Below are 25,758 nucleotides of genomic sequence, written 5' to 3'. Positions count from 1 at the left end.
GTAATACGTAAAGTAGGATTTGGTTAAAATAATCTGCTTTGGTGAAATTCTGATTGATGTGCTTCAGGATTATGAGAAAATAGGTGGTGTGGCTGTTTAATGTAGCAAGTAGATTTTTGAAAAACTTTAAAGTATGGTTCGATAATAGTTCAGGCTTCAGTATGGGCCGGGGCAAAACCAGAATTATTTAATTTTTAATATATTTAGAGGAGTGAGAAAACGCCCACTTCTTTAAATTTATTAATTATGCTGCATAAAAAAGTAAGCCTGCATTTTGTTCTTATCCTATACCTATTTACTCTAAACTGCCAATTTGATAGAAGTGAAAAGAGAACAAATCAAGAGCAGCATGAAAACTCAAATAAGGTAGAAGTAGCGTTTACCGGAAAGCTTAAAGTACTAACATTAAATACCTGGCATGAAGGTACCAAAGTTAGTGGGGGTGTTAACGCTATCGCCGAAGTTATTGCTCAAACTAATGCAGATATAGTTGCCCTTTCTGAAATAATGAATAATGACAATACCGTGTTTAGTAGCCGAATTGTAGAAGCGTTAAAAACATTTGGAAAAACCTACCATTCCTTTAATTCTGGAAAATCCCCAATTATTCTTTCGAAGTTTCCTATGGTATCCGAACCCATACTAAACTCCCCTTATTTGGTAAAATGCGTTATAAAATTAACTGAGGATAAACTTTTAACCATGTATTCTGCACATTTAGATTATACGCATTATGCTTGCTATTTACCTAGGGGATATGATGGTATTACTTGGGGAAAATTACCTGAGCCCGTTACCGATCTAAATACGATTTTAGAACAAAACTTAGGTTCAAATCGTGATGAGGCCATTGATCTTTTTGTGAATAACGCCAAAAGTGAACGAAATAAAGGCAATATGGTTATTTTGGCGGGTGATTTTAACGAGCCATCTCATTTAGATTGGATTGAAGAAACTAAGAATTTATTTGATCATAACGGAACCGTGGTTCCATGGCAAAATAGTTCAACATTACAAACGGAAGGTTATTTAGATGCCTATCGTGTAAAATACCCAAACCCTGTAACGCACCCTGGTTTTACATGGCCTGCTTTTAACACCCTTGTTCCACTATCAAAATTGGTTTGGGCACCAGATGCTGACGACAGAGATCGCATAGATTTTGTTTATTATAATGACGACGCCTTTATGTCTCTGGACGATATAATTATAGTAGGTTTATCAGGAAGTATTGTTAGGGGTGAAGGTATTGAAGATACTGAATTTCAGGATAAGTTTTTGCTGACCAAAGGCGTATGGCCATCCGATCATAAAGGCATTTTGGCAACATTTAAGACCAACTCTTTTGATTGATTTTTTATTCCTAAATTTTACCTTTCCACTAACTATTGGTTATATTTAATTCTCAAAACTTTCTTAACGCGTTTTAATGCATGCATTTTAGTATTCGTAACATTCTGGCACTGGTTTTTGTTATATGGGGGTACATGGCTCATGGGCAGTATACACCATTTTTTCAAAACTATGCGTTGACCGAATTTGGTGCCGGTAATAAAAACTGGGGCATATCTGTTTCAGAGACCGGAGAACTTTATGTAGCCAACGATAAAGGATTAATGGAGTTTGATGGTGTGAAATGGGATTTTTATCAACTTCCGAATAAAACCATAATTCGTTCAGTTCTTGCTTATGAAGGCTTGGTATATAGCGGTTCTTATGAGGAGTTCGGCTTTTGGAAAAAAAATGAAAAGGGGCGGTTAGAATATAATTCCCTGAGTGATTTTAAGGAACGGGAAGAATCTTTGGCAGAAGAGTTCTGGCAAATTTTTCATCATCAGGACGCTATTTTATTTCGATCATTTTCCAGCGTATATATCTATAAGAATAATGAAGTTCAACGTGTAGTGCCGCCCTCCACAATTTTGTCATGTAGTATAGTGGATAATGACATTTATTTAGCTACAGTTAGAGACGGTGTATTTATCTTGAAAAACGGCATCTTACACCGGAAGATACATCATCCTCAGTTGATTAATACTAAAATTGTGTCTATTACCAGGTATCAGGAAAAACTATTTATAGCTACCGCTTTGAATGGCTGTTTTTTATATGATACCACCCATGGAAGTTTGGTTGCATGGGACTCCGAGGTCAATGCCATATTAAAGGAACAACAACTCAATAGTTTTGAAATTTTGAAAGATACCAATATCGTATGTGGTACGATAAAAAATGGTGTATACATAACGGATAAAAAAGGCGATATAAACTACCATATTAATAAGGAAAATGGGTTGTTGAATAATACCGTATTGAGTCATGAGTTGGATAGATATGACAATTTATGGCTTGGGTTGGATAATGGCGTTTCTAAAATAGACTTGGATTCCAACCACGTGCTTTACAACGATAATTCGGGAAAACTGGGAGCCGTTTACGATGTGGCTAACCATAATAACACCTTGTATATAGGCAGTAATACAGGGTTGTTCTATCTGGATGCCGATACTAAAGATTTAAAGTTTGTTGAGGGCTCTCAGGGGCAGGTGTGGGAGTTAAAAGAAATAAAAAATCAATTGCTTTGCGGACACAATAGTGGCACCTACCTGGTGCATGAAAATAAACTCAGGAAAATATCGGATTTTACAGGAGGTTGGATAATGAAAAAGATCCCTGAATTAAAAAATGCATTTGTTCAGGGGACATATGGTGGATTGGTAAGGTTTGATTTTGCAGATGGTCAATGGAGTGTAAACCATCTGGGGTCGAGAATAATACCTGTTAAATATTTGGTTTTTGAAGATCCTGAAACTGCCTGGGTGGCCCACGCCTATAAAGGGTTGTTTAAGGTGGTGTTTAATAAAAACAGGGACAGTATAGTAAGTTTTGAAAATTATAACGATAAAGGACTTTGGTCCGATTTTAATGTTAAGGTCCATAAGATTAAAAATGATATTTGCTTCAAAACAAACAGGGGATGGCAAAAGTATGAGGCATTGCTTGACAGTATTGTTCCCCATGACATTTTAAATAGCTCATTGGGAGAAGATGCTGATATTTTATCAGATGCTAACGGAGACGAGCTAATAACTAAAAGCGGTAAAGGCGTCGTAAGTTTACGATCCATATCGGGGGATAATGCGGTAAACCTCCCTAGCGGACTATTACAAAAACGACTCGTTGTAAATGCAGAAAGCGTCTCGAAGCTAAATGATACCACTTATACGTTTAATCTTTATGATGGATTTCTGTTAATTGATAAATCTGTTCAGGGCAGTAAGGAGGACCTTTACAAGCCGGATATAAAACAGGTTAAGGTCGATAATAAATCCGTGAATATTAGTAAGGAGAATACCTATGAATTCCCCTATAATAAGAATGTGGCCATTTCTGTGACGTCTCCTTTGTCTACAAATCATTTTTTTGAATATGCTATTTCCAATGCTGAAACATTCAATTGGGTAAAAATGGATAAAGAAAAATTGGAGCTGTCAGGACTTAGTAATGGTGATTACAAAGTGCATTTTAGAACATCTAATTTTTCGGGGAAAGACTCAAAAGAAAATACTATAAACATTACCATTTTACCACCATGGTATAAAAATATGTTGTTTTATGCCGCAGTCGCTTTAATGGGAAGTGCGCTGTTTTACTGGTTGCATAAACGAAAAATAAGAAAGGAGCAAAAGTTGTTACATGATAAGCTGGTAAAGGAGCAGGAAACATTACTAAAGGAAAAGGCTATAGAAAACGACAAGAAAATAGTGCAGCTAAAAAATCAATCGCTTAAGAATGAAGTAAAACTTAAAAGCAAGCAGCTTGCAAATACGGCAATGGCATTGGTTAAGAAAAATGAATCTATGCTGGAAATTAAAAGCGAGCTTGAACAAAACAGGTCAAATTTTTCAAATGCTCTGGCTTTCAAAAGACTATTACGTAAAATAGACAACTCCATTGGCCATGAAGATGAATGGCAGTTGTTTGAATATAACTTCAATCAGGTTCACGAAGAATTTTTTAATCAATTAAAGCGTAAGCATCCAAAGCTTACACACAAAGATTTAAAGATTTGTGCCTACATCAAAATGAATTTGCTTACCAAAGAGATTGCGCCATTAATGAATGTGTCAATAAGAGGCCTGGAAACTCACAGATATCGATTAAAACGCAAGCTAAATTTAGATAATGATAAATCTTTAGCAGATTATTTAAGAGATTTTAAATAGTTAAGGGAGATAATCTTGATTTTTATAACTTCTTTAGCACGTCATTACTACGTCATTTTTATTTAAAAGCCTTTATTTATAAGAAAAAAACAGCTTGATATTATACGTCAAACAGAGAATTTAGGTACTTTTTGTGGTATGACGTATTTTATGTGTATCTGTTTTTTTGATAAGCACTTCCTTAGTGGTTAATTTAGTAAAAACTAACGTTCAAAAATAAGACTCATATGAAAACAAGATTTACTTTATGGTTAATTCTGCTGTTTACAGTGCACGTTTTCGCCCAGGAAAAATCCATTAACGGTACGGTAGTAAGTGCCGAGGATAACATGCCCGTTCCTGGGGCTAATGTTATTGTACAGGGAACCACAAGAGGAGTAAGTACAGATTTTGATGGTAAGTATACCATTAATGTAAGTTCCGGGGAAACCCTGGAATTCAGTTCACTGGGGTTTACAACGGTTACTGTTTTAATTCAGGACCAAACCCAGGTTGACATTGCTTTGGAAACTGATATTGCCACACTGGATGAAGTGGTAGTTGTAGGTTATGGCACGCAAAAACGTGCTGATTTAACGAGTGCTATTGTTACAATAGAGCCGGAAGCCCTGCAAAAAGTTCAGACCGCTCAGGTTGTTCAGGGATTCCAGGGTCAGGTTGCCGGCGTACAGATTAGTAGTCTGGGATCACCGGGCGATACGCCGGAGATTAATATTCGGGGAATCAATTCCTTATTTGGGAATTCAGCCCCGTTATTCGTGGTAGATGGCATGTTTTACAATAATATTGATTTCTTAAATGCTTCGGAGATTCAGGATTTATCAATTTTAAAGGATGCATCGGCTGCAGCTATTTACGGTGTGAGAGCCGCAAACGGTGTGGTTTTAATCACCACCAAAGGAGGAAAGTTCAATAGGGATGCCCAAATAGAGTACACAACGAATTATGGCCTCCAAAGAGCACAGAACATTTTAAAAATGGCAAATGCAGAACAATTTACAACCTTTGCTTTGGAGTCAGGTTCGGTCTCGGAAATCGCCAGTATCGATGACGCTATGCAACGCTTTGGCAGAAGTAGGGTAAACCCTAATATTCCAAACGTAAACACAGACTGGTATAAAGAAGTGTTAAGAGAAGCAGCTATGTACAATCACGATTTACAAATTAATGGAGGTACCGAGGCTGTAGCCTATTCGGTTGGCGGGAACTATTTATTCCAGGAAGGTATTCTTGACATGCGAAACGACTACAAACGTTTCAATTTAAGGGCACGGATAGATGCTAAAGTTAACAACTGGCTAAAAGTTGGCGCAAATTTCTTAAACAGTAGGGCCATAAAATATGACGACGAAGGTTCGGCATGGCAATTAACCTATTATGCCGTACCGATTTTACCCGTATTTGATTCTAATTTCACCAATGCCGATCCTCTGCCATACGCAGATGCCAGGGAAATAGGTTACAGGGGAAGCCAAAACCCATTCCCTTTACTGGATAATTCGGACAGGCGGGGCGAACGCCGCAGGAGTACCATTAATGTTTATACGGACATAAGTATTTTACCTGAAAAATTGAATTTTAAAACCACGCTGTCATATAATAATAGAAATAACAACGAGAGAATCGTATTGTTACCATATTTTGTGTCGGATAATTTCCAGAGGCCAATTGAGGAATCTTCAATTACAAGGAATAATTCTGTTCAGGAAAACTATATTTTAGACAATGTACTTACCTATACTGATACTTTTGGAGATCATGACCTTACCTTAATGGCCGGTACGTCCTACAGGGATGATTATTTTGTGGCTTTCGGGACGCGAGGCAATTTTGATCCGGGCTCAGCATTCGTTAGGAACAACGACAAAACTTGGTATCTTGATAATACCGCGGAGGATAGTCGGATTTCGTATGATAATAACCCTGGAGCAGGTCCTAGTAGATTTTATGGTTTTTCATATTTTGGTAGAGCGTCCTATAAGTTTAAAGACAAGTACATTGCTTATGCAACGTTTAGGGCCGAAGGCAGTAATAAATATGAAGAAACCTATGTGTATCTCCCGGCCTTTGGATTGGGATGGGTGGCCTCGGAAGAGCCCTTTATGGATGGTATTGATTTCGTTGACTTCCTGAAATTTAGAGCAGGCTGGGGTAGATTAGCTAACGATGCCGTTCCTGCAAGTATCCCCCAAAGCGCCAGTACGATCTCCACAGTTTTTGATGATACCTTAATTAACGGCTTTTCATTTTCAACAAATGCCGATGATTTGGGTTGGGAGTTTACCGAGGAAGCTAATTTTGGACTAACCGCAAGATTTTTTGACAGCAGTTTATCACTTGAAGCCGATTACTTTATTAAGGATACAAAAAACCTTGCCATTCCCGTACTTCCACTGGTCGGTACTGATATTAGCCAGCAAAACGTAGGAAGTGTTAGAAATAAAGGTTTTGAAATAGCGGCAACCTACAGAGGTAAAATTGCTAAGAATTTAGGGTTTACCGTTTCAGGAAACTTCAGTTCTATTGATAACGAAATAACGGATCTGGAAGGGCAACCACATATTGACCGTGGAAGTGCAGAATTCAGACAACGTCTGGCGGTCGGACAACCCATCAATGTATTTTATGGTTGGCAGGTTGACGGCGTCTATCAAAATGCTGCGGAAATAGCTTCAGACCCGTTGGCTCAGGCTGCCATTGCCGAAGGCATAGATGTAAAGCCGGGGTATTTCAGATATAAGGATTTGGATCCTGATGGTACGTTGGACGCGAATGACAGAACATATTTAGGGTCCCCGGTTCCAACATACTACTATGGAGGTAGCCTGGGCTTAAATTACAAGAACTGGGAAGTGACTGCACAGTTTTATGGTCAGGGAGGCAACGTGATACTTAATAGAAACAGAGCAGAGGTAATCCGTACACAAGGTCGCAATATCGATGCGGAATTAGCCATTAACAGATGGCATGGAGAGGGCACTACAAATGCATTCCCGTCATCTGAAGGATACAGACAATTATGGAACCAAAGAATGTCAGAATTCTGGTTAGAAGAAGGCAACTTCTTTAGAATTCAAAATATACAACTGGCATATACCTTAAAGAGCAATAATTTGCCACAAATGAGATTTACATTAACCGCAGACAGGCCATTCCAATGGGCTAAAAGCTTTAATGGATTTAACCCGGAAGTTGGTTTTGATGGCATAGACTTACAAACGTATCCTGTACCGTCTGTCTATTCATTTGGCCTAAATGTAAAACTTTAAAATTGCTAAAAGAAAACATTATGAAAACACAATCATTTTTTATAAAAGTTATGTTATTGGCACTCCCCGTTTTTTTAACAGGTTGTAGTGAGCAATTAAACGAAGAGCAAGAACTTGTGGTTCAGCAAGGAGATATTGATTACACAAGTCCGGAAAGCGCATTTGGGGCTTTAGTAGGATCCTATAGGGCATTCCAGAGTGTGGGCTGGGAGCAGATACCACTCATAGCCGTGAGGGGTGATGACGTAAATGCCGGAGGGTTGGGAGACCAACAGGGATTTGCCGATACAGATAATTTTATTTACGATAATAACTATTGGATGTATAATTCGCTTTGGCAAAACTGGTTCCAGGATGTAATACAAATTACAGTACAGATAGATCAGTTGGAACTATTTAAGGCCAATGGGGTAAATGCCGATTTGATTGACCAATACATTGCAGAATCCAAAACATTACGAGGCTTCATTACATTGCAATTATCGCGCACTTTTGGTGACGTTTATAAAATCGATACACCGGATCAAACGAAAATCGAGGTGTTGCCAAAAGATCAGCTTATGCAATGGATATCAGATCAAATGGACGAAGCCATACCGGATTTATTGGATGAACATCCCGTAGACAGAGCTGATTTACCGGGAGGAATTACAAAATACACGGCCCTGACGGTTAAAGCAATGGCCAATTTGGAATTAGAGAACTACCAGGCTGTTGCCGATGCTACAGGTCAAATTATAAGTTCTAACAGATTCGAATTATTTAATGATTTCTATAATCTTTTTAAAATACCGGGAAAACTAAGCAGAGAGAATATCCTGGAAATCCAATACTCGGACTTTGGTCAGTCTTCAGGAGACAATGTAGGACATTTGTATGCGTTTTACGGCTCCCAAAACTGGACACCGGCCGTAGCCGGTGCCGGAAGTGGCTGGGGCTTTTACGAACCAAGTTTGAAGTTTATCAAATTTATGCTGGATAGAAATGAGACCATTCGCCTGGAAACAAGCGTATTATTCACCAATCGCGGTATAGCCGAACTTGAAGCGGCGGGTTATACAAATCTACCGTCATTTGTAAGTAATACAACCCGGGACGGAGATCGTATTAATGATTATTCCAGGGCCCTTTTTGCCAGCGGGAAGCACTATTTGCCATCTGTTCAACTAACGCCCGGCAGGACGAATTACGGTACGAATAAAAACTATACGGTCATTCGATATGCCGAAGTATTGCTGATGTATGCCGAGGCGCTTACGCGAGGCGCTACAGGAAATGCGGGTTCTGCGGATGACGCCATCAATGAAGTCAGAGCCAGAGCCGGATTAACACCTATAAGCGGAGCAACCAGTCAGGATGTTATCAATGAAAAATTTGCAGAATTTGCGATGGAATGGGGTATAAGATATGCCGATATGGTACGCCTTGGTGAAACCGGTGAGCTTAGCTATGATGGAAGAAATTTTACTATGGATAAAGCCTTTTTACCTTATCCTTTGGCCCAGTTAGAACAGAGTTTCATTCTGAGAGAATATGCGAATAATAACTAAGATATTATGAAGACTATAGTAAAAAGAATAATGACATTAGTAGTATCCATGTTGGTTTTTACGGCATGTGATAAAAATAATATAGACCCGATTACTGAAGTAGACCCGGGACCTGATGCCGGTGCACCGGTCATTACCATTATGAAACCTTCAAACGGATTTGAAATTCAGGTTCCCGAACCCATTACTTCTGTGGATATTGAATTTAAAGTGGAAGACGATATAGAACTCGATAAGATTGAAGTTGAATTGGACGGTGTACAAATAGCCTCATTCGAAAATGAGATTAATGATACTTTTTTAGATTATCGAATTGTCACCAGAGAATTTAATTACGATAATATTACTACAGGGGATCATATGCTTACGGTAAAAGCTACCGATTTGGCCGGTAACACTTCAATGGTCGTATCGAACTTTAGTAAAAAGCCACCCTATACACCACTGTTTAATGGCGAAATGTTTTATATGCCATTTGACGGCAGTTTTACAAATTTAATTTCGTTCGACGAAGCCACAGAGGTAGGGTCTCCGGGTTTTGCCGGAGAAGCTAAAGTAGGAACGAATGCCTATGCGGGTGCCGCTGATTCGTACTTAACGGTTCCGACCGACGGCATGTTAGGTGATGAATTTAGCGCCTCTTTTTGGTATAAAGTTAATGCCACACCGGATCGTGCCGGAATATTGGTTATCGGTCCTGAAGATACGGACAATGCCGGATACCCGGATACCCAAAATGACAGAACCTCAGGTTTTAGGTTGTTTAGAGAGAATGCCGGTGGCATGCAACGTATAAAACTGAATGTTGGTAGCGGTGCTGGCGATTCCTGGTTTGATGGTGGTGCAGCTGCCGATATCGATCCCGCATCCAATGAGTGGGTTCACATTGCATTTTCTATATCTCAAACAGAGGCAGCCGTTTATATCAATGGTGAAGTGGTAAGGCAAGGCGCTTTTAGTGGTGTGGACTGGACGGGTTGCGATATTTTATCGATAATGTCCGGCGCACCCAGGTTTACAGGATGGAACCATAGATCGGACGCAAGCTTTATGGATGAGTTAAGATTATTCAATACGGCGCTGTCCCAAAGTGAAGTGATCAACTTAATGGCACAGGGTAGTAAAATATTTAATATGTCTTTTGATGGAAGTTATGTTGAATCTGTTAGTAAAACAGATGCTACAGAAGTAGGATCTCCCGGGTTTGCAGGCGAATCCTATAGTGGAATTAACGCTTATGCAGGAGCGGCGGATTCCTATTTAACATTTCCGACGGATGGATTGTTGGGTGATGAGTTAAGTGCCACGTTTTGGTATAAAGTTAATGCCACACCGGACCGCGCAGGAATATTAGTTATCGGTCCTGAAGATACAGACAATGCCGGATACCCGGATACCCAAAATGATAGAAGCTCAGGCTTTAGGTTGTTCAGGGAGAATGCAGGCGGTATGCAACGCATTAAATTAAATGTTGGTCGTGGCGATGGGGATTCCTGGTTTGATGGTGGTGCCGCTGCAGATATTGATCCTTCGTCCAATGACTGGGTACATATTGCGTTTTCCATTTCACAAACAGAGGCCGCCGTTTATATCAACGGACAAGTAGTTAGGGATGGCGCTTTTGATGGTGTGGATTGGACAGGTTGTGATATTTTGTCCATTATGTCCGGAGCTCCAAGGTTTACCGGATGGAACCACAGATCGGACGCAAGCTTTATGGATGAGTTACAGATATTCAATAAGGCACTGTCTCAAACGGAGATTCAAGCCATAATGGATAATTAACAGATTAGTTTAGTTTAATTTCAATATCGAGTTAGTTTAGTTTATTTAGTTGAAGATTTTAGTCACGCTTTCTAAGCGTGACTAAAATAAATTCACGCTTTTACATTTATTTTATGAAGATAAAACTATACTTCTTAGTTGTCTTAATACTCCTTTTTTTTAGTTGTAAAGAGAACAAAGAGAAACATGATGTCCTTGAGGCAAAAAGCTTTATGGCTTTGGATGATGAGGCGCTATTGGACAGTATTCAAAAACAAACCTTCAATTATTTCTGGGAAGGCGCAGAGCCAAATTCAGGTCTCGCACCGGAACGCTTGCACATGGATAATATATATCCGACATCACCAAAACACACGGTAACTACTGGAGGAACAGGTTTTGGCATGATGGCCATTCTGGTTGGTGTAAAGCGAGGGTTCATTTCTAAAGAACAGGCCTTTCAGCGTTTTGTTAAAATGATCGACTTTCTTGAAAAGGCCGATCGATTTCATGGCGCATGGCCACATTGGCTTAATGGCCAAACCGGTAAAGTAATGCCCTTTAGTAAAAAGGATAACGGAGGCGACTTAGTGGAGACAGCTTTTTTGGTACAGGGTATGTTGACCGTAGCCGAATATTTTAGAGGAGGTAATGCAGAGGAACAAAAGCTTGTAGAGCGGATTGAGAACCTTTGGAAAGCGGTGGAATGGGATTGGTATACCAGGGGGGAAGATGTTTTATATTGGCACTGGTCCCCGGAGTATGGTTGGGAGATGAATTTTCCGGTAGGCGGATACAACGAATGCCTGATCATGTATGTACTGGCTGCTGCTTCCCCTACGCACCCCATAAGTAAAGAAGCTTACCATAAAGGTTGGGCCAGAGAAGGCCATATTGTATCCGGGGAAACTTATTATGGAGAAGATTTAATTCTGGATTATTACGAACACGATGACTCTCCTGTTGGCCCCTTGTTTTGGGCGCATTATTCCTATTTGGGCTTAAACCCGAATGCCCTGTCTGATGTGTATGCCGATTATTGGAAATTGGTACAAAACCAGGCAAAAATTCATTATAAACATGCACAGAAGAACCCGCATAATTACAAAGGCTATGGTGACAGTATTTGGGGGTTGACCTCAAGCTATTCTATCAAAGGTTACAAAGGGCACAGGCCAGACAGGGACCTAGGGGTAATAGCACCGACAGCCGCCTTATCGTCTTTTCCATATACCCCAAAAGAAAGCATGCAAATGCTTAAAAAAATGTATAAAGACCATGACAGCCTCATTGGAAAATATGGTCCCTATGATGCCTTTAGTTTAGAGCATCAATGGTATTTGCCAAGGTATTTGGCCATAGATCAGGGGCCCATACCGGTAATGATAGAAAATTACCGTTCCGGATTGTTATGGGATTTATTCATGTCTAATAAAGATGTACACAAAGGTTTGGATAAGCTGGGGTTTACATATAAAAAAACGCAATAAGTTTATGAAAAGACTGCTATTGATTTTAAGTTTTTTACTTGTGTTTTCATGTGCAAATGATGATGGTCCGGGGTATCAGGAACCTTATGTATCCGTTTCAGATGATCCAAAAACCGTGGAGCCTTTGAGTGATGAAGAGATGCTGGATCTGGTTCAGGAAGAAACCTTTAAATATTTTTGGGATTTTGCACATACCAACTCCGGAGCAGCTAAAGAACGATACCATCCTAAGGAACCCGCACTCAATCAAAATGTCGTGACCACAGGAGGAACCGGTTTTGGCTTAATGAGTATTCTGGTAGGCATAGAGAGAGGTTATATTACCCGGGAACAAGCTGTTGCCAGATTAGGTAAACTATTGGATTTTTTGGAAAATGCCGATAGATTTCACGGGGTATGGTCGCATTGGATCGATGGCAATTCCGGAAGCGCATTGCCTTTTAGCACTAAAGATGATGGTGGTGATTTGGTAGAGACCGCATTTTTAGTTCAAGGGCTAATTTGTGTCAAAGAATACTTTAAAAACGGTTCGGATACGGAAAAGGCTTTAGCCCAAAAAGCGGACGACTTGTGGAAAGGTGTGGAATGGAACTGGTATACCCAAAACCAGGAGGTGTTGTACTGGCATTGGAGCCCTAACTTCGGATTTGATATTAATTTGAAATTGACGGGTTATAACGAAGTGCTGATCACCTATATTTTAGCGGCAGCCTCACCAAACTATACCATTGATAAGGCTGTCTATGAAAAAGGTTGGGCACGTAGCGGCGCTATTAAATCCTCGGCAACGCAATATGGGTTCCCCCTGGTGCTTAAGCATGCCGGAGGGAGCAATTTCGGAGGCCCCTTGTTTTTCAGTCATTATTCATTTTTGGGATTGAACCCTCAAAACTTAACCGATCAATATGGGGATTACTGGGATTTGGCAGTGAACCACACAAAGATCAACCGTCAATATTGTATCACGAACCCTAAGAATTATGTGGATTACGGCGAAGATTGTTGGGGCCTGACAGCAAGTTATTCCAGGAATTCTGATGGTTCCAGAGGTTATTCGGCTCACAGTCCTTCAAACGACATCGGTGTAATATCACCCACGGCAGCTATTAGTTCTATGCCCTATACACCATCTGAATCCTTGAAAGTGATGCATTACTTATACCAAAATAAAGATAAAATGTTGGGCCCTTCAGGGTTTTATGACGCCTTCAGTCCGCATTATGATTTTTGGGTTACAGAAACCTATTTGGCGATAGACCAGGGACCTCAAATCATTATGATAGAAAACCATAGAACAGGGTTACTTTGGAACTTATTCATGCAAAATGAAGATGTGAAAAACGGATTGCAGAAGCTTGGATTTAGCTATTAAGATTTAATTAGAATTTATAAAATGAACAAATGTATTTTAATCTCAATATTGGTGTTAGTTTCCGCTAGTTGCACAACTAATAATAAAGCGCCTTCTTCTGAAGGCACGCCTTACAATGCCAAAGTGGATTCCCTTATGAACCTAATGACATTACAGGAAAAAATAGGCCAAACTGTAATGTACAGCGGAGGATGGAGCGTAACAGGGCCCACAGTGAGTTCCAATAATAAAAAGTTTATTAAAGAAGGGGCTGTTGGAGCCATGCTGAATGTGTATTCTGTAAAAGGCACCAGGGAACTGCAAAGACTGGCAGTAGAAGAAACGCGCCTGGGAATCCCCTTATTATTTGGTTACGACGTTATTCACGGGTTTAAAACCATTTTTCCAATAAACCTGGGGTTGGCCGCAAGTTGGGATTTGGAAGATATTGAAAAAGGTTCCAGAATTGCTGCCGAAGAAGCTTCGGCAGAAGGTATTCACTGGACCTTTGCACCTATGGTCGACATAGCCAGAGACCCACGCTGGGGACGCATTTCAGAAGGAGCAGGAGAAGATGTGTACTTAGGGAGTGAAATAGCTAAGGCTTACGTTAAAGGCTTTCAGGGCGATGATTTATCAAAACACAATACCATACTGGCCTGCGCAAAGCATTTTGTGGGTTATGGTGCGGCACAGGCAGGGCGTGATTATCATACCGTCAATATGGGGTATGATGAATTGAGAAATGTATACCTGCCACCATTTAAAGCAGCTGTAGATGTGGGTGTTGAAACTTTTATGACAGCTTTTAATGAAGTCAATGGGGTACCGGCCACAGGGAATAAATTTATTTTCAGGGATGTTCTAAGAGATGAATGGGGTTTTAAAGGTTTTGTAGTGACCGATTATACTGCTATAAACGAATTGGTAGAACACGGTTTTGCCGAAGACGAAAAGCATGCAACCGAGTTGGCCATTAAAGCAGGTATAGATCAGGATATGATGAGCAGTGCCAATAGGCTGTATCTGGAAGCTTTGGTGAACGAAGGTAAAGTGGATGTTAAACTAATAGACGATGCTTGTCGCAGAATACTGTTGGCAAAATATAAATTAGGCTTGTTTGAAGACCCCTATAGGTATTGTGATGAACAACGCGAAAAAGAAATGGTTTACAAACCGGAATTTTTAGAAGCGGCACGGCAAACGGCTGCCATGTGTTCCGTGTTATTAAAAAATGAAGATAAGGCACTTCCCCTGGACAAAAACGAAACCATTGCGTTGATAGGCCCATTGGCCAGGGATAAAGAAAATATTTTAGGGAATTGGGCCGCAGCAGGAGATAGAAAAGGTAGAGCTATTAGTGTTTACCAGGGGATTCAGGAATATTTAAGTGATTCTAAAATTGTATTTGCCAAAGGCTGTAACATTGAAGGCGAAGATCAAAGCGGCTTTGATCAGGCCATAAAGGCTGCCAGAAAAGCCGATAAAGTTGTGATGGTTATGGGCGAAGATTATGATATGAGCGGCGAAGCGGCCAGCAGAACCAATATCAAATTACCGGGACGCCAAACAGATTTAATTAAAGCGATTAGAAAAGCGGTACCAAACAAAGCTATTATCCTGGTTTTGATGAACGGCCGGCCATTGGATTTGTCTGAAGAAGACACTTTGGCTGACGCTATTCTGGAAACCTGGTTTCCCGGGACAAGCGGGGGTTACGGCGTAGCAGATGTATTGTTCGGGGCCTATAACCCATCAGGAAAATTACCGGTAACTTTCCCACGTACACTAGGTCAAATACCTATTTATTACAATATGAAAAACACGGGGCGCCCAATCCCGCCTGATGATCCCAAGGAGGATTACAAATCCAATTATATCGACGTACCTAATACACCATTATACCCTTTTGGGCATGGATTGAGTTACACCACATTTGAGTACGGCAATTTAGAGCTATCCGGAGAAACCATCGGCATGTCAGATACGCTAACGGCATCTGTTACCGTAACCAATACAGGGGATTATGACGGACATGAAGTGGTACAATTATACATTCATGATAAGGTGGGGAGTATTACAAGACCCGTAAAAGAACTCAAAGGCTTCAAAAAAATATTCCTGGAAAAAGGGCAAAGTAAACGTGTGAGTTTCGAACTGTCCCCGAAAGATCTGGAATTTTATAATAACGAAGCCTTTGTAATTGAGCCGGGTGCGTTTGAAATAGCAATTAAAGGCACTTCAGATTTTGATTTTGAGCATTCATTTAACCTGGAATAGTTAATAGCCAAAGCCTATAAGATTTTTTTTATCTTATAGGCTTATTCGAGATGAAAACCTATCACGCTCGATATAGAAAAACATGACACTATCCATTATGAAATATAAACTTGTTTTGCTGTTGTTTCTTTTAAACTGTTTGGTCTGGTCGCAGAACAAAACAACTTACACTTATGCTATAAAAGGAACGGACACTTTAAAAATGGATGTTTATACACCCAAAAACGTCCGGTCTATCGATAGTTTACCCGTTATTTTATGGATGCATGGAGGCGGCTTTGCCGGTGGAAAGCGTGATAATCCGGATGAGGTTAAAATGATGCAATACCTGACAGAAAGCGGGTATGTAGGTGTTTCAATATCCTACCGACTGTTATTGAAGGGCTCAAAAACCGGGGTAGGATGTGATTGCCCTAAAACATTTAAACTGGATGTTTTCAGACAGGCTGCCCTGGACTATTTGGATGCGGCGAGATACCTTGTTGAAAACAGATCAAAACTTCATGTGGACCCTACAAAAATTATTGCCGGCGGTAGCAGTGCAGGAGCCGAAGGTGCCTTGAGCGCGGTATACCTAAAGCACTTTTACGTAGATGATACATCTCAGTATGAAGCCGTGAATTTTGCCGGTATCATGGCCTTGGCAGGAGCCATGGTAGACGCAGATTACATCTCGGAAAACAATGCGGTCCCTACCGTTTTATTTCATGGCACGGATGATGATCTGGTGCCTTTTGGAAAAGCACCACATCACTATTGTACCCCTGACAGACCGGGATATCTCATATTGGATGGGTCGGAAATCATTGCCAATAAATTACAGGACCTGGAGGCATCGTATTATTTTAATAAAGTAGTTGGAGGCAGACATGAACTAAGTCAGATCCCTTTTGAAAAGTTGGATGATATTCTTGATTTTTTTAAGCGGACTATACATGGTAACGAGACGATCCAAACTACCATTATTGTAAATAAGAATTGATGAAAAAGATATGTTTTGTACTATGCATTGTGGTTGCTTTTCAATCTTGCAAACAAGGAGAAACAAACAAAGCTATTCCGGAAACAAGGCCTAACATTATTTTTATAATGGCCGATGACCATGCTACGCAGGCTATAAGTGCCTATGGGCATCCTGTCAGTCAATTGGCACCAACGCCCAATATTGACAGGATTGCGACAGAAGGTGCTATTTTCAAAAATAACTTCTGTACAAACGCCATTTGCGGACCCAGTCGTGCCGTAATTTTAACGGGGAAGCACAGTCATATAAACGGATTTCGCATGAATGGTGATACGTTTGACGGTAGTCAGCAAACCTTTCCTAAATTATTGCAAACGGCGGGGTATAAGACGGCCATGATTGGGAAATGGCATTTACATGGTTTGCCGCAAGGGTTTGATTATTGGAACATCCTTCAGGATCAGGGAAATTATTATAACCCTAATTTTATTAAGGTAGATAAAGCGACTAAAAAAGTAGATACTACCATGGTCCTAGGGTACGCTACCGATATTGTTACCGAAGATGCCATCAGGTATTTAAATGACATAAAAAATGAGGGGCAACCTTTTATGCTTATGGTACAACATAAAGCACCACACAGAAACTGGATGCCTGCGCTTCGTCATCTCAATAAGTACGACGAGGTGAAGTTTCCGGTGCCTGATACGTATTTTATCAATCATAAGAATTCAACAGCCTCAAAAGAACAGTATCAAACTGTTTACCGGGATATGTATGAAGGCCATGATCTAAAAATGACCAAAAGAAAGGGCAGTCCCGAGCTGGCTCACAATCCGTGGAAAACAGATTTCCAGCGCATGACACCTGAGCAAAGAACTGCATGGAATAAGGCATATCAAACGAAAAACGATGCTTTCCATGATGCCAATCTTTCGGGTCAGGACTTAGATATATGGAAACTGCAACGTTATCTGCAGGATTATTTAGCTACCGTATCTGCAGTTGATGAGGGTGTCGGTAAGATTTTGGATTACTTAAAAGCCAATAATTTAGAAGAGAATACCATCGTAGTTTATACCACGGACCAGGGATTTTATTTGGGTGAAAAGGGGTGGTTCGACAAACGTTTTATGTATGAACAATCATTGGGAATGCCCATGCTGATGAAATATCCCGGAGCCATAAAACCCGGAACAGAAGTGACTGCTCTTACCCAAAATCTGGATTTCGCAGAAACTTTTTTAGACTTTGCAGGTCTTGAAATTCCCAAAGATATGCAAGGGAAATCTCTAAAGCCTTTACTTGCAGGAGCGGTGGAACAGGGTGATTTTAGAGATGCTGTTTATTATCATTACTATGATTTTCCTGCATTTCATATGGTTAAAAAGATGTATGGTGTTAGAACAAAACGTTACAAACTAATTCATGTATATGATGACATTGATGAATGGGAATTGTATGATCTGGAAAAAGACCCGAATGAGATCGATAATGTTATCAATAATAAGGATTATGATACTATTGAAGCAACACTCCGAATAAAATTAAAAGCGTTGCAAGCGCAATATCATGTTACCGAAAAGGAATTTGAGCGTGCCAATAAAGATCAAATAAAAAGAGCTTACAAAGGATTTGAACGCTTAAGAGGGCAACCCATGGAAGCTTATGAGCACTAGAAAATTTAAAATACTAATGGTAATATCGTTCCTTATAGGGTTGCATTCCTGTAAACGAATGGCACATACAGATGCGGGTCATAAAACCATTTCGAATACTGCTAAAGACGTCGAAACTTATTGTAACCCATTAGATATAGATTATACTTACATGGTCTACAATTCAAGCAGCAACTTGTCTTATCGTTCAGGAGCAGATCCGGCAGTTATCGAATTTAAGGGAGAATACTATATGTTCGTTACACGGTCATTTGGTTATTGGCATTCCACAGATTTGGTTAGCTGGAATTTTATAAAACCACAACAATGGTTTTTTGAAGGCTGCAATGCGCCTACAGCTTTTAACTATAAAGATTCATTGGTGTATTTTGCAGGGGATCCTGCGGGTTACGGAAGTATACTTTATACAGAAGATCCAAAAAGCGGTAAGTGGACACCCACACCTTCTATTTCAAAAAATATTCAGGATTCAGAATTATTTATCGATGATGACGGAAAAACATATTTGTATTGGGGCTCGTCCAACGTGCATCCTATAAGAGTGAACATGTTAAATAAAGAGGACCGTTTTCTGGAAACCGGTGTTAGAAAAGAACTGATTAATCTAATTGAAGAAGAACACGGGTGGGAACGTTTTGGCGAAAATAATTTTCATCCAAGGCTGAAAGAGGGCTATATGGAAGGTGCATCCATGACAAAGCACGGTGGTAAATATTATTTGCAATATGCAGCACCGGGAACCCAATTTAATGTGTATGCCGATGGTGTTTACATTGGAGACACACCGCTTGGGCCATTTAACTATATGAAAAATAACCCTATGAGTTTTAAACCCGGAGGCTTTATGAATGGTGCCGGTCATGGTATTACGGTAAAACAAACCGGTGGGCAATATTGGCATTTTGCAACCATGGCTTTGGCTTCAAATGCGCAATGGGAACGTCGTTTGTGCATGTTCCCAACTTATTTTGATGATGAAGGTTTAATGTATTCCACAACAGATTATGGGGATTATCCGCGCTTTGTACCCAATCATCCTACAAAGGCCGGACAGCATAATGGCTGGATGTTGCTTTCGTATAAAGGAAATGTTACGGTGTCCTCATCGTTGAAACAGATCATGAAATTTACTTCAGATGATGATGACGTAGTGGTGAATGAATTACCGATGAAAAAAAATGCTGATGGTGCTATTCTGGCGAATGTGTTAACCGATGAAAATCCAAAAACCTTTTGGGTGGCAGAGGCAAATAATGACGAACAATGGATAACAATTGAAATGCTTAATCCGGGAAAAATTCATGCGTTTCAACTTAATTTCCATGACCATGAGTCAGCTATTTATACTCGTGTTGAAGGTTTGAGCCACCGTTTTAGCATTGAGGTGTCTGAAGATGGCGAGAAGTGGCAGACCATTGCAGACAGAAGTAACAGCAATATAGATGCGCCCAATGCTTACATTGAGTTGGACGAGCCGGTTAATGCAAAGTATGTGCGCTATAACAATGTAGAAGTTCCGGGACCAAACTTTGCCATGTCTGAGTTTAGGGTGTTCGGTTTGGGCCATGGTAAAGTACCGGAAAGTGTAACAGGGTTTGAAGTAAAACGTGAAGCTGATAGAAGAGATGCTACTTTCACATGGCATGCCGGGGAAGGTGCCCAGGGCTATAATATCCGTTGGGGAATTGCTCCGGATAAGTTATATCAATCCTGGTTGGTCTACGATACCAATGAACATGTTATGCGCTGTTTGGATCGTGATACGCCATACTATTTTACCATTGAAGCATTTAATGAAAATGGTATTTCCGATAGAGGTGATATTGTATTTATGAAATAGAAATATTATGAAAACAATTGTTGCATTGCTGTTTTTGGTTTTTTGTTTTATGCTGGTACAGGGTCAGGAAACTACAAGAATGATGACCTACAACATTAAACTTGACTATCCAAAGGAAGGGAAAAACAGTTGGGACAATAGAAAGGATTTAGTTGTTGGGCAAATCAATTTTTATGACCCTCATGTTTTTGGAGTTCAGGAGGCGTTGCCCAATCAAATGCAATATTTGGATAGTGTTTTGGTTGATTTTAAATATGTTGGGGTTGGTCGTGATGATGGGAAAAATTCAGGTGAATATTCTGCAATTTTTTATAATCAAAACATTTTTGAAATCGTTGAAAATGGTACTTTTTGGTTATCTGAAACTCCGGATAAAGTTTCAATGGGTTGGGATGCGGTGTGCAATCGAATATGTACTTATGCCCTTTTTGAAAATGTGAAGACACAACAACGCTTTTGGGTATTCAACACACATTTTGACCATGTTGGTAAAATTGCCAGAATGGAAAGCCCAAAACTTATTCTAAAGAAGGTGAAAGCAATAAACATTCAAAAACTTCCTGTAGTGCTGATGGGCGATTTTAATCTTGAGCCCGAAACCGAAAACATCAAGCAACTTTATACTTATTTTAACGACTCAAAAAGTATTTCAAAAGACAAACCCTTTGGACCTATAGGCACTTATAATGGGTTTCATTTTGATAGACCCGTTAGCAGAAGAATCGATTATATTCTTACTAGTAAAGATAATGTTCAAGTCAATAAATATGCCGTATTGAGCAACCCAAAAAATGGCAGGTATCCCTCAGACCATTTTCCGGTGTATGCTGAGATAACTATTTTATCCGATTAATTTCATTTTTTTAATTTGATAGTGCTTTAATCAAATTTAATCTAAACCTTTGGGGATGAAATAAAGCGGCTTTGTTTTACTTTGATAATCCTCGTGAATTTCTTTTAACTTTGTCTCACGCTTTTTCTGATAATCACCTACTTGAATATGTCGATTTGGAACATTTTTTTTGTTCCATGCGTTCCATAACTCAGCCACTTTCATAGCGCTCTTTTTCTTGTTTTCTATTATGTTATCATTTTCAGAAATATCAGTATCTATGCTGTAATACTGAACCTCAAGACGTTTTCCACTACGACCAATTAGCTTTTCGGTTGCGGTCCTTACGGCAAATGACCTGCCATTACCGCCTCTCCAGAATAGAGCCTCGTGCGGTAGCCCAGTGTTTTCACCAAGTACATACGGAATTAGGTTTTTTCCATCATACTGGCTAAGATCACTTTGTTTATCTGCAACTTTTAAGCTTGTTGCCGCAATATCTAACGAGATAACAGGATTGCTGTAAACCGTTCCTGCTGCAATTTTTGCAGGCCAACTTAGTATAAAAGGAACACGTATACCGCCGTCAAAAGTAGAGCCTTTTCCGGCTCTAAAAGGGGAATTATCGGCCCAATCCTCATTTTCATAATTTCGCTTGGGATAAACACCCCCGTTATCACTTAGAAAATATATCATGGTATTATGCCGTTGTCCGCTTTTTTCCAGGGCATCTATTAACAACCCAATCCCTTGATCCATGACATCGATCATTGCTGCATAAACTCGTCTGTTTTTATCCTCTATATGCTTGTACTTATCAATAATATCCTTTGGAGCCTGAAGCGGGCCATGAGGCGCATTGTAAGCTAAATACAGGAAAAAGGGTTTGGCATCATTTTTTGAGTCTTCAACAAATTTTACCGCGTCTTCACTAAAAACTGTGGTTAAATAACCATTAACATTTTCAGCCAGTTTGTTTCGCTGTAATGGCAGGTATCCTCCTTCAACAGGGCTATAAGCTAAACGCTTACCATCCTTTGTATAATGAGAAGCCGTAATATCTGTTGTAAAATAATCATGCCCGCCGCCTAAGAATCCAAAAAAGTAATCGAACCCTCTGTTGTTAGGCTGTTGTGGCGGTGCTGCACCCAAATGCCATTTTCCTATGATACCTGTCCTGTAGCCCTTCTTTTGGAGTTCTTCAGGAAAGAAACGAACATCAAGTGGAATGCCCTGGTCAACGTCATAGGGGGAGTAACTTGGGTTTGATTCCATACCAAATCTGGCCTGATAACGACCGGACATTAACCCCGCCCTTGAAGGACCACAATAAGGATGTGTGACATAGCCATCTGTGAAAATCACCCCGGACTCAGCTAATTTGTCAATATTTGGGGTTTTAATTGGTGTTGCTCCTGTAAAACCTACATCATTGTACCCCAGATCATCTGCAAAAATTACAATTATATTAGGTTGTTGACCAAATACCAAAGCCATATTTACACCGAACAGGCAAAATAGGACTGTTAATTTATATACTGATGTCATTTTGTATTATTATTTAATTAAACAAATATAAAATACGGGATAAATATGAATTAGAACAATTGTACAAACCAGTAGAATAAATGTCTTATCTTATTGCTTAACAATAAGTTTTGATTTACTGTTTATTTTAAGCGTTAACAAGTTAATATAAACGTTGGATTTTAGCTTAGATTTGAAGGTCCTACACAGGGAACCAGACTCATGACCATTTAAGTTATGGATTTTTTGGATGCTGAAATTTGCATGGGACTTTTTTAAATACTAAAGGCTGGTTCGATAACAGGTCAACCTACAAGATCCAGAATGTCTTTTTCCTCGATTTTAGGATTGGCACCGGCTTTACTGGCTACCAAAGCTCCTGCGGCACAGGCGTAATCCAGGGCTTTTTGCGGGTTGTTTTCACTTAACAGATAATGAATGAAGGTGCCCAAAAAGGCGTCGCCTGCTCCCACGGTATCCAAAACTTTTACGGTGTAACCTGTATTGGTATACAGCATGCCATGGTTAAGAAGCACGGCGCCCTTTTCCCCCAGGGTAATGCAAATGGTATGGGTGTTAGTTTTTTCTGAAATAAAGTTTAGCTGGTCGGTTAGAGAGGGATAGGACTTGCCTAAGGATGCACATAGTTCCGTAAGTTCTTCTTCATTAAACTTAATCATGTCGGCTTGGTCCATTAAAAACTGTAAATCCTTGTAATTGTAATGGGGAGCCCTTAGGTTGATGTCGAAAATTTTAAAATTAGCAACTCCGATTAAATCAATCAAGGTTTGTTTTGAAACCGCATCCCGTGAGGCCAGACTTCCGTAAACTAATGCATCGGCTTGTTTTACTAGTGCTTTGTTTGCCGGTGTTCCTTCAATGTTGTCCCAGGCAGCAGGGTGTTCAATGGTATAAGAGGCCACTCCCGCATTATTTAGGCTAACGTTTACCATACCGGTTTTAAACTCTTTATGGATTCGAATATGGGTTGTGTTTAAGCGATGTTCTTTCAGATAGGACAGGAGTTCTTCTCCTTCCGGGTCATTCCCAACAGCACTTATGATGGCGGTTTTATTTCCAAAGGCATTAAGCCGGAGTGCCACATTTAAAGGTGCCCCTCCAATTTTTTTATGGGTATCAAAGACATCCCATAAAACTTCCCCAAAACAAACGATAGATAACATAAATCTTGTTTATAAATGTCAGGTCACTTCATTAATCTTTTGCTCAAAGCTTCCAAAGACACGCCTTTGGTTTCCGGCATCATGAAAATAACAAATAAGAGTTGTAAAACCATCATGATGGCAAAAAAGAAAAATACATTTGAAGGGCCAATAACAGAAAATGATATGGGAACCAGGGAGGGAATAATGGCGGCGAGCACCCAATGTACGGAGCTTCCAAATGATTGACCGGCACCCCTTAAATGATTGGGGAATATTTCTGAAATAAATACCCATATCACCGTACCCTGGCCTATGGCATGAGCAGCTATAAAGATGAACATGAAAATGGGGACTGAAACCCCACCCCAGTTAAGGTAAAACGCCACGGCAATTAGAACAAGCGATACAATATAACCCACGGATCCGAAATACATCAGTTGTTTTCTTCCGAGTCTGTCAATTAGAAAAATTCCCAGGAGCGTAAATATAAGGTTGGTAATCCCAATCCCAATACTGCTTAAAAGCGCCGCACTGTTTCCTAAACCGGCTTCTTCCAAGATCCGGGGTGCGTAGTATAACAGGGCATTTATTCCGGAAAGCTGATTGAAAAAAGCGATTAAAAAAGCCAAAATCAGGGGCGTCCTAAGCTTTTTTAGGAAAATGGTGTCCTTGTTATTCTTTTCCAGGAAATCACTTTTTATCTGTTCCATAATCTGATGGGCATCCTGGTTTGGGGATATTTTTGAAAATACCTGTTTCGCCGCATCTTCTTTCTGTTGGGTTAGCAACCATCTGGGGCTTTTGGGGATCAGAAGAGCCAACAGGGTATACATTAGGGCCGGTAAGGCTTCTATACCCACCATCCAACGCCAGGCGTTTTCGCCAATGTTGTTCAATAGGTAATTGGATAGAAACGCGATAAGAATACCAAATACAATATTGAACTGATAGAGTCCTACAAGCTTGCCACGGTCTTTGGCCGGTGCAATTTCCGAGATATAGGTTGGTGCGGCAATAGTGGAGGCGCCTACACCCAATCCGCCGATAAATCGGAATGCTGCAAAGGTTATGGGGTCATTGGAGAACGCCGATCCAATAGCCGAAACGGTATATAGTAGCCCGATGTAAATTAAGGTCCGCTTTCTTCCTAATTTGTTTGTGGGAATGCCTCCGGTAAAGGCTCCGATGACCGTTCCCCAAAGAGCCATACCAATCACCACAAGGCCATGAAACGCATCTGAAGAACCCCAGAGTTCCTGTAATTTCTTTTCGGCTCCCGATATAACTACGGTGTCAAAGCCAAACAGAAATCCGGCTAAAGCAGCTGTTATGGACCATGCCAGGATATTTCTGTTCATGCCACGTTTTTTTGTAAAAGTAATTATTTATGCAGAGGCGGCTATGTTTTTATTTTGATGGTATTTGAACAAGGTGACCAGAGCCCCAATGATAATAATATTTTTAAAGATGTACTGCCCCAATAGTGTAAATGAAAACGGCGACGTAAAAGAATCCTGGCTAAACAGAAACAAAGGTAAAAAGGTTGGGAGAATATGGGCAAAAGCCAAAATCAGTGCCACCTGTCTTTTGATATTAAAAATTAACAGGATGCCCACGAGCGTTTCCCAGGCAGCCAATAATATAATGGATACATCCGGCGACATGCTTCCAAAAGTTATGATATCAACCGTATTCTTTGCCAGACTTTCGGCAGGGCTGTGGTTTGGAAAGAATTTAAGAATGCCAAACCAAAGATACACGATGCCAAGACAAATGGCCAGAATATGATTTTTTCTAATCTTTTTAATGATACGTTCCAT

General features: G+C 40.1%; 16 protein-coding genes. 12 read left to right on the top strand and 4 right to left on the bottom strand.

Features of this window, described 5'->3' with window-relative positions; translation table 11 throughout:
* The first annotated feature begins 246 nt into the window (after positions 1–246).
* The 12 genes from Q0983_RS06815 (at position 247) to Q0983_RS06760 (ending at position 21,266) form a co-directional block, all read left to right on the top strand.
* Complete coding sequence (locus Q0983_RS06815; RefSeq protein ID WP_299550557.1) at positions 247–1,353, top strand: endonuclease/exonuclease/phosphatase family protein; 1,107 nt, start codon at positions 247–249, stop codon at positions 1,351–1,353.
* 80 nt (positions 1,354–1,433) lie between these two features.
* Positions 1,434–4,226, top strand: a complete 2,793-nt coding sequence (locus Q0983_RS06810) for a transcriptional regulator (protein ID WP_299550555.1) — start codon at positions 1,434–1,436, stop codon at positions 4,224–4,226.
* A 227-nt stretch (positions 4,227–4,453) separates the two neighbouring features.
* Complete coding sequence (locus tag Q0983_RS06805) at positions 4,454–7,495, top strand: TonB-dependent receptor (RefSeq protein WP_299550553.1); 3,042 nt, start codon at positions 4,454–4,456, stop codon at positions 7,493–7,495.
* Between the two features lie 20 nt (positions 7,496–7,515).
* Entirely contained in the window at positions 7,516–9,045 is a 1,530-nt protein-coding gene (locus Q0983_RS06800; protein ID WP_299550551.1) for a RagB/SusD family nutrient uptake outer membrane protein, read from the top strand.
* 6 nt (positions 9,046–9,051) lie between these two features.
* Positions 9,052–10,830, top strand: a complete 1,779-nt coding sequence (locus Q0983_RS06795) for a LamG domain-containing protein (protein ID WP_299550549.1) — start codon at positions 9,052–9,054, stop codon at positions 10,828–10,830.
* A gap of 113 nt (positions 10,831–10,943) precedes the next feature.
* Positions 10,944–12,299 (top strand): glucoamylase family protein, encoded by a 1,356-nt coding sequence (locus Q0983_RS06790; protein WP_299550547.1) that lies wholly within the window; start codon positions 10,944–10,946, stop codon positions 12,297–12,299.
* Between the two features lie 4 nt (positions 12,300–12,303).
* Positions 12,304–13,671 (top strand): glucoamylase family protein, encoded by a 1,368-nt coding sequence (locus Q0983_RS06785; protein WP_299550545.1) that lies wholly within the window; start codon positions 12,304–12,306, stop codon positions 13,669–13,671.
* A gap of 21 nt (positions 13,672–13,692) precedes the next feature.
* Positions 13,693–15,930 (top strand): glycoside hydrolase family 3 N-terminal domain-containing protein, encoded by a 2,238-nt coding sequence (locus Q0983_RS06780; protein ID WP_299550543.1) that lies wholly within the window; start codon positions 13,693–13,695, stop codon positions 15,928–15,930.
* A 97-nt stretch (positions 15,931–16,027) separates the two neighbouring features.
* Positions 16,028–16,912: an alpha/beta hydrolase gene (locus Q0983_RS06775; protein ID WP_299550541.1), complete on the top strand. Its 885-nt coding sequence runs from the start codon at positions 16,028–16,030 to the stop codon at positions 16,910–16,912.
* Positions 16,912–18,573 carry a sulfatase gene (locus tag Q0983_RS06770; RefSeq protein WP_299550539.1) on the top strand — a complete coding sequence of 554 codons (1,662 nt, stop codon included), beginning with the start codon at positions 16,912–16,914 and terminating at the stop codon, positions 18,571–18,573. The genes Q0983_RS06775 and Q0983_RS06770 overlap by 1 nt, the downstream gene beginning before the upstream one ends.
* A complete protein-coding gene (locus tag Q0983_RS06765) occupies positions 18,563–20,413 on the top strand; it encodes a family 43 glycosylhydrolase (RefSeq protein ID WP_299550537.1) in 1,851 nt (616 codons plus the stop codon). The genes Q0983_RS06770 and Q0983_RS06765 overlap by 11 nt, the downstream gene beginning before the upstream one ends.
* A gap of 7 nt (positions 20,414–20,420) precedes the next feature.
* Positions 20,421–21,266: an endonuclease/exonuclease/phosphatase family protein gene (locus Q0983_RS06760; protein WP_299550535.1), complete on the top strand. Its 846-nt coding sequence runs from the start codon at positions 20,421–20,423 to the stop codon at positions 21,264–21,266.
* 36 nt (positions 21,267–21,302) lie between these two features.
* Here the strand turns inward: Q0983_RS06760 and Q0983_RS06755 are convergent, their stop codons facing one another.
* The 4 genes from Q0983_RS06755 to Q0983_RS06740 form a co-directional block, all read right to left on the bottom strand.
* Positions 21,303–22,793 (bottom strand): sulfatase-like hydrolase/transferase, encoded by a 1,491-nt coding sequence (locus tag Q0983_RS06755; RefSeq protein WP_299550533.1) that lies wholly within the window; start codon positions 22,791–22,793, stop codon positions 21,303–21,305.
* A gap of 284 nt (positions 22,794–23,077) precedes the next feature.
* Positions 23,078–23,956 carry a carbohydrate kinase gene (locus Q0983_RS06750; protein ID WP_299550531.1) on the bottom strand — a complete coding sequence of 293 codons (879 nt, stop codon included), beginning with the start codon at positions 23,954–23,956 and terminating at the stop codon, positions 23,078–23,080.
* 23 nt (positions 23,957–23,979) lie between these two features.
* On the bottom strand, positions 23,980–25,320 hold the full coding sequence (locus tag Q0983_RS06745; protein WP_299550629.1) for a sugar porter family MFS transporter: 1,341 nt from the start codon (positions 25,318–25,320) through the stop codon (positions 23,980–23,982).
* A gap of 3 nt (positions 25,321–25,323) precedes the next feature.
* Positions 25,324–25,758 carry a doxx family protein gene (locus Q0983_RS06740; protein WP_299550529.1) on the bottom strand — a complete coding sequence of 145 codons (435 nt, stop codon included), beginning with the start codon at positions 25,756–25,758 and terminating at the stop codon, positions 25,324–25,326.

Source organism: Seonamhaeicola sp. (assembly GCF_028281565.1).
Taxonomy (GTDB): domain Bacteria; phylum Bacteroidota; class Bacteroidia; order Flavobacteriales; family Flavobacteriaceae; genus Seonamhaeicola.
This window is presented reverse-complemented; position numbering and strand designations above follow the sequence as displayed.

What these genes read in the sequence shown, in the direction of transcription:
- Q0983_RS06750 (WP_299550531.1), bottom strand. Translation starts at nt 23,956, where the DNA reads ATGTTATCTATCGTTTGTTTTGGGGAAGTTTTATGGGATGTCTTTGAT.
- Q0983_RS06810 (WP_299550555.1), top strand. Translation starts at nt 1,434, where the DNA reads ATGCATTTTAGTATTCGTAACATTCTGGCACTGGTTTTTGTTATATGG.
- Q0983_RS06770 (WP_299550539.1), top strand. Translation starts at nt 16,912, where the DNA reads ATGAAAAAGATATGTTTTGTACTATGCATTGTGGTTGCTTTTCAATCT.
- Q0983_RS06780 (WP_299550543.1), top strand. Translation starts at nt 13,693, where the DNA reads ATGAACAAATGTATTTTAATCTCAATATTGGTGTTAGTTTCCGCTAGT.
- Q0983_RS06815 (WP_299550557.1), top strand. Translation starts at nt 247, where the DNA reads ATGCTGCATAAAAAAGTAAGCCTGCATTTTGTTCTTATCCTATACCTA.
- Q0983_RS06805 (WP_299550553.1), top strand. Translation starts at nt 4,454, where the DNA reads ATGAAAACAAGATTTACTTTATGGTTAATTCTGCTGTTTACAGTGCAC.
- Q0983_RS06800 (WP_299550551.1), top strand. Translation starts at nt 7,516, where the DNA reads ATGAAAACACAATCATTTTTTATAAAAGTTATGTTATTGGCACTCCCC.
- Q0983_RS06765 (WP_299550537.1), top strand. Translation starts at nt 18,563, where the DNA reads ATGAGCACTAGAAAATTTAAAATACTAATGGTAATATCGTTCCTTATA.
- Q0983_RS06775 (WP_299550541.1), top strand. Translation starts at nt 16,028, where the DNA reads ATGAAATATAAACTTGTTTTGCTGTTGTTTCTTTTAAACTGTTTGGTC.
- Q0983_RS06760 (WP_299550535.1), top strand. Translation starts at nt 20,421, where the DNA reads ATGAAAACAATTGTTGCATTGCTGTTTTTGGTTTTTTGTTTTATGCTG.
- Q0983_RS06755 (WP_299550533.1), bottom strand. Translation starts at nt 22,793, where the DNA reads ATGACATCAGTATATAAATTAACAGTCCTATTTTGCCTGTTCGGTGTA.
- Q0983_RS06790 (WP_299550547.1), top strand. Translation starts at nt 10,944, where the DNA reads ATGAAGATAAAACTATACTTCTTAGTTGTCTTAATACTCCTTTTTTTT.
- Q0983_RS06795 (WP_299550549.1), top strand. Translation starts at nt 9,052, where the DNA reads ATGAAGACTATAGTAAAAAGAATAATGACATTAGTAGTATCCATGTTG.
- Q0983_RS06740 (WP_299550529.1), bottom strand. Translation starts at nt 25,758, where the DNA reads ATGGAACGTATCATTAAAAAGATTAGAAAAAATCATATTCTGGCCATT.
- Q0983_RS06785 (WP_299550545.1), top strand. Translation starts at nt 12,304, where the DNA reads ATGAAAAGACTGCTATTGATTTTAAGTTTTTTACTTGTGTTTTCATGT.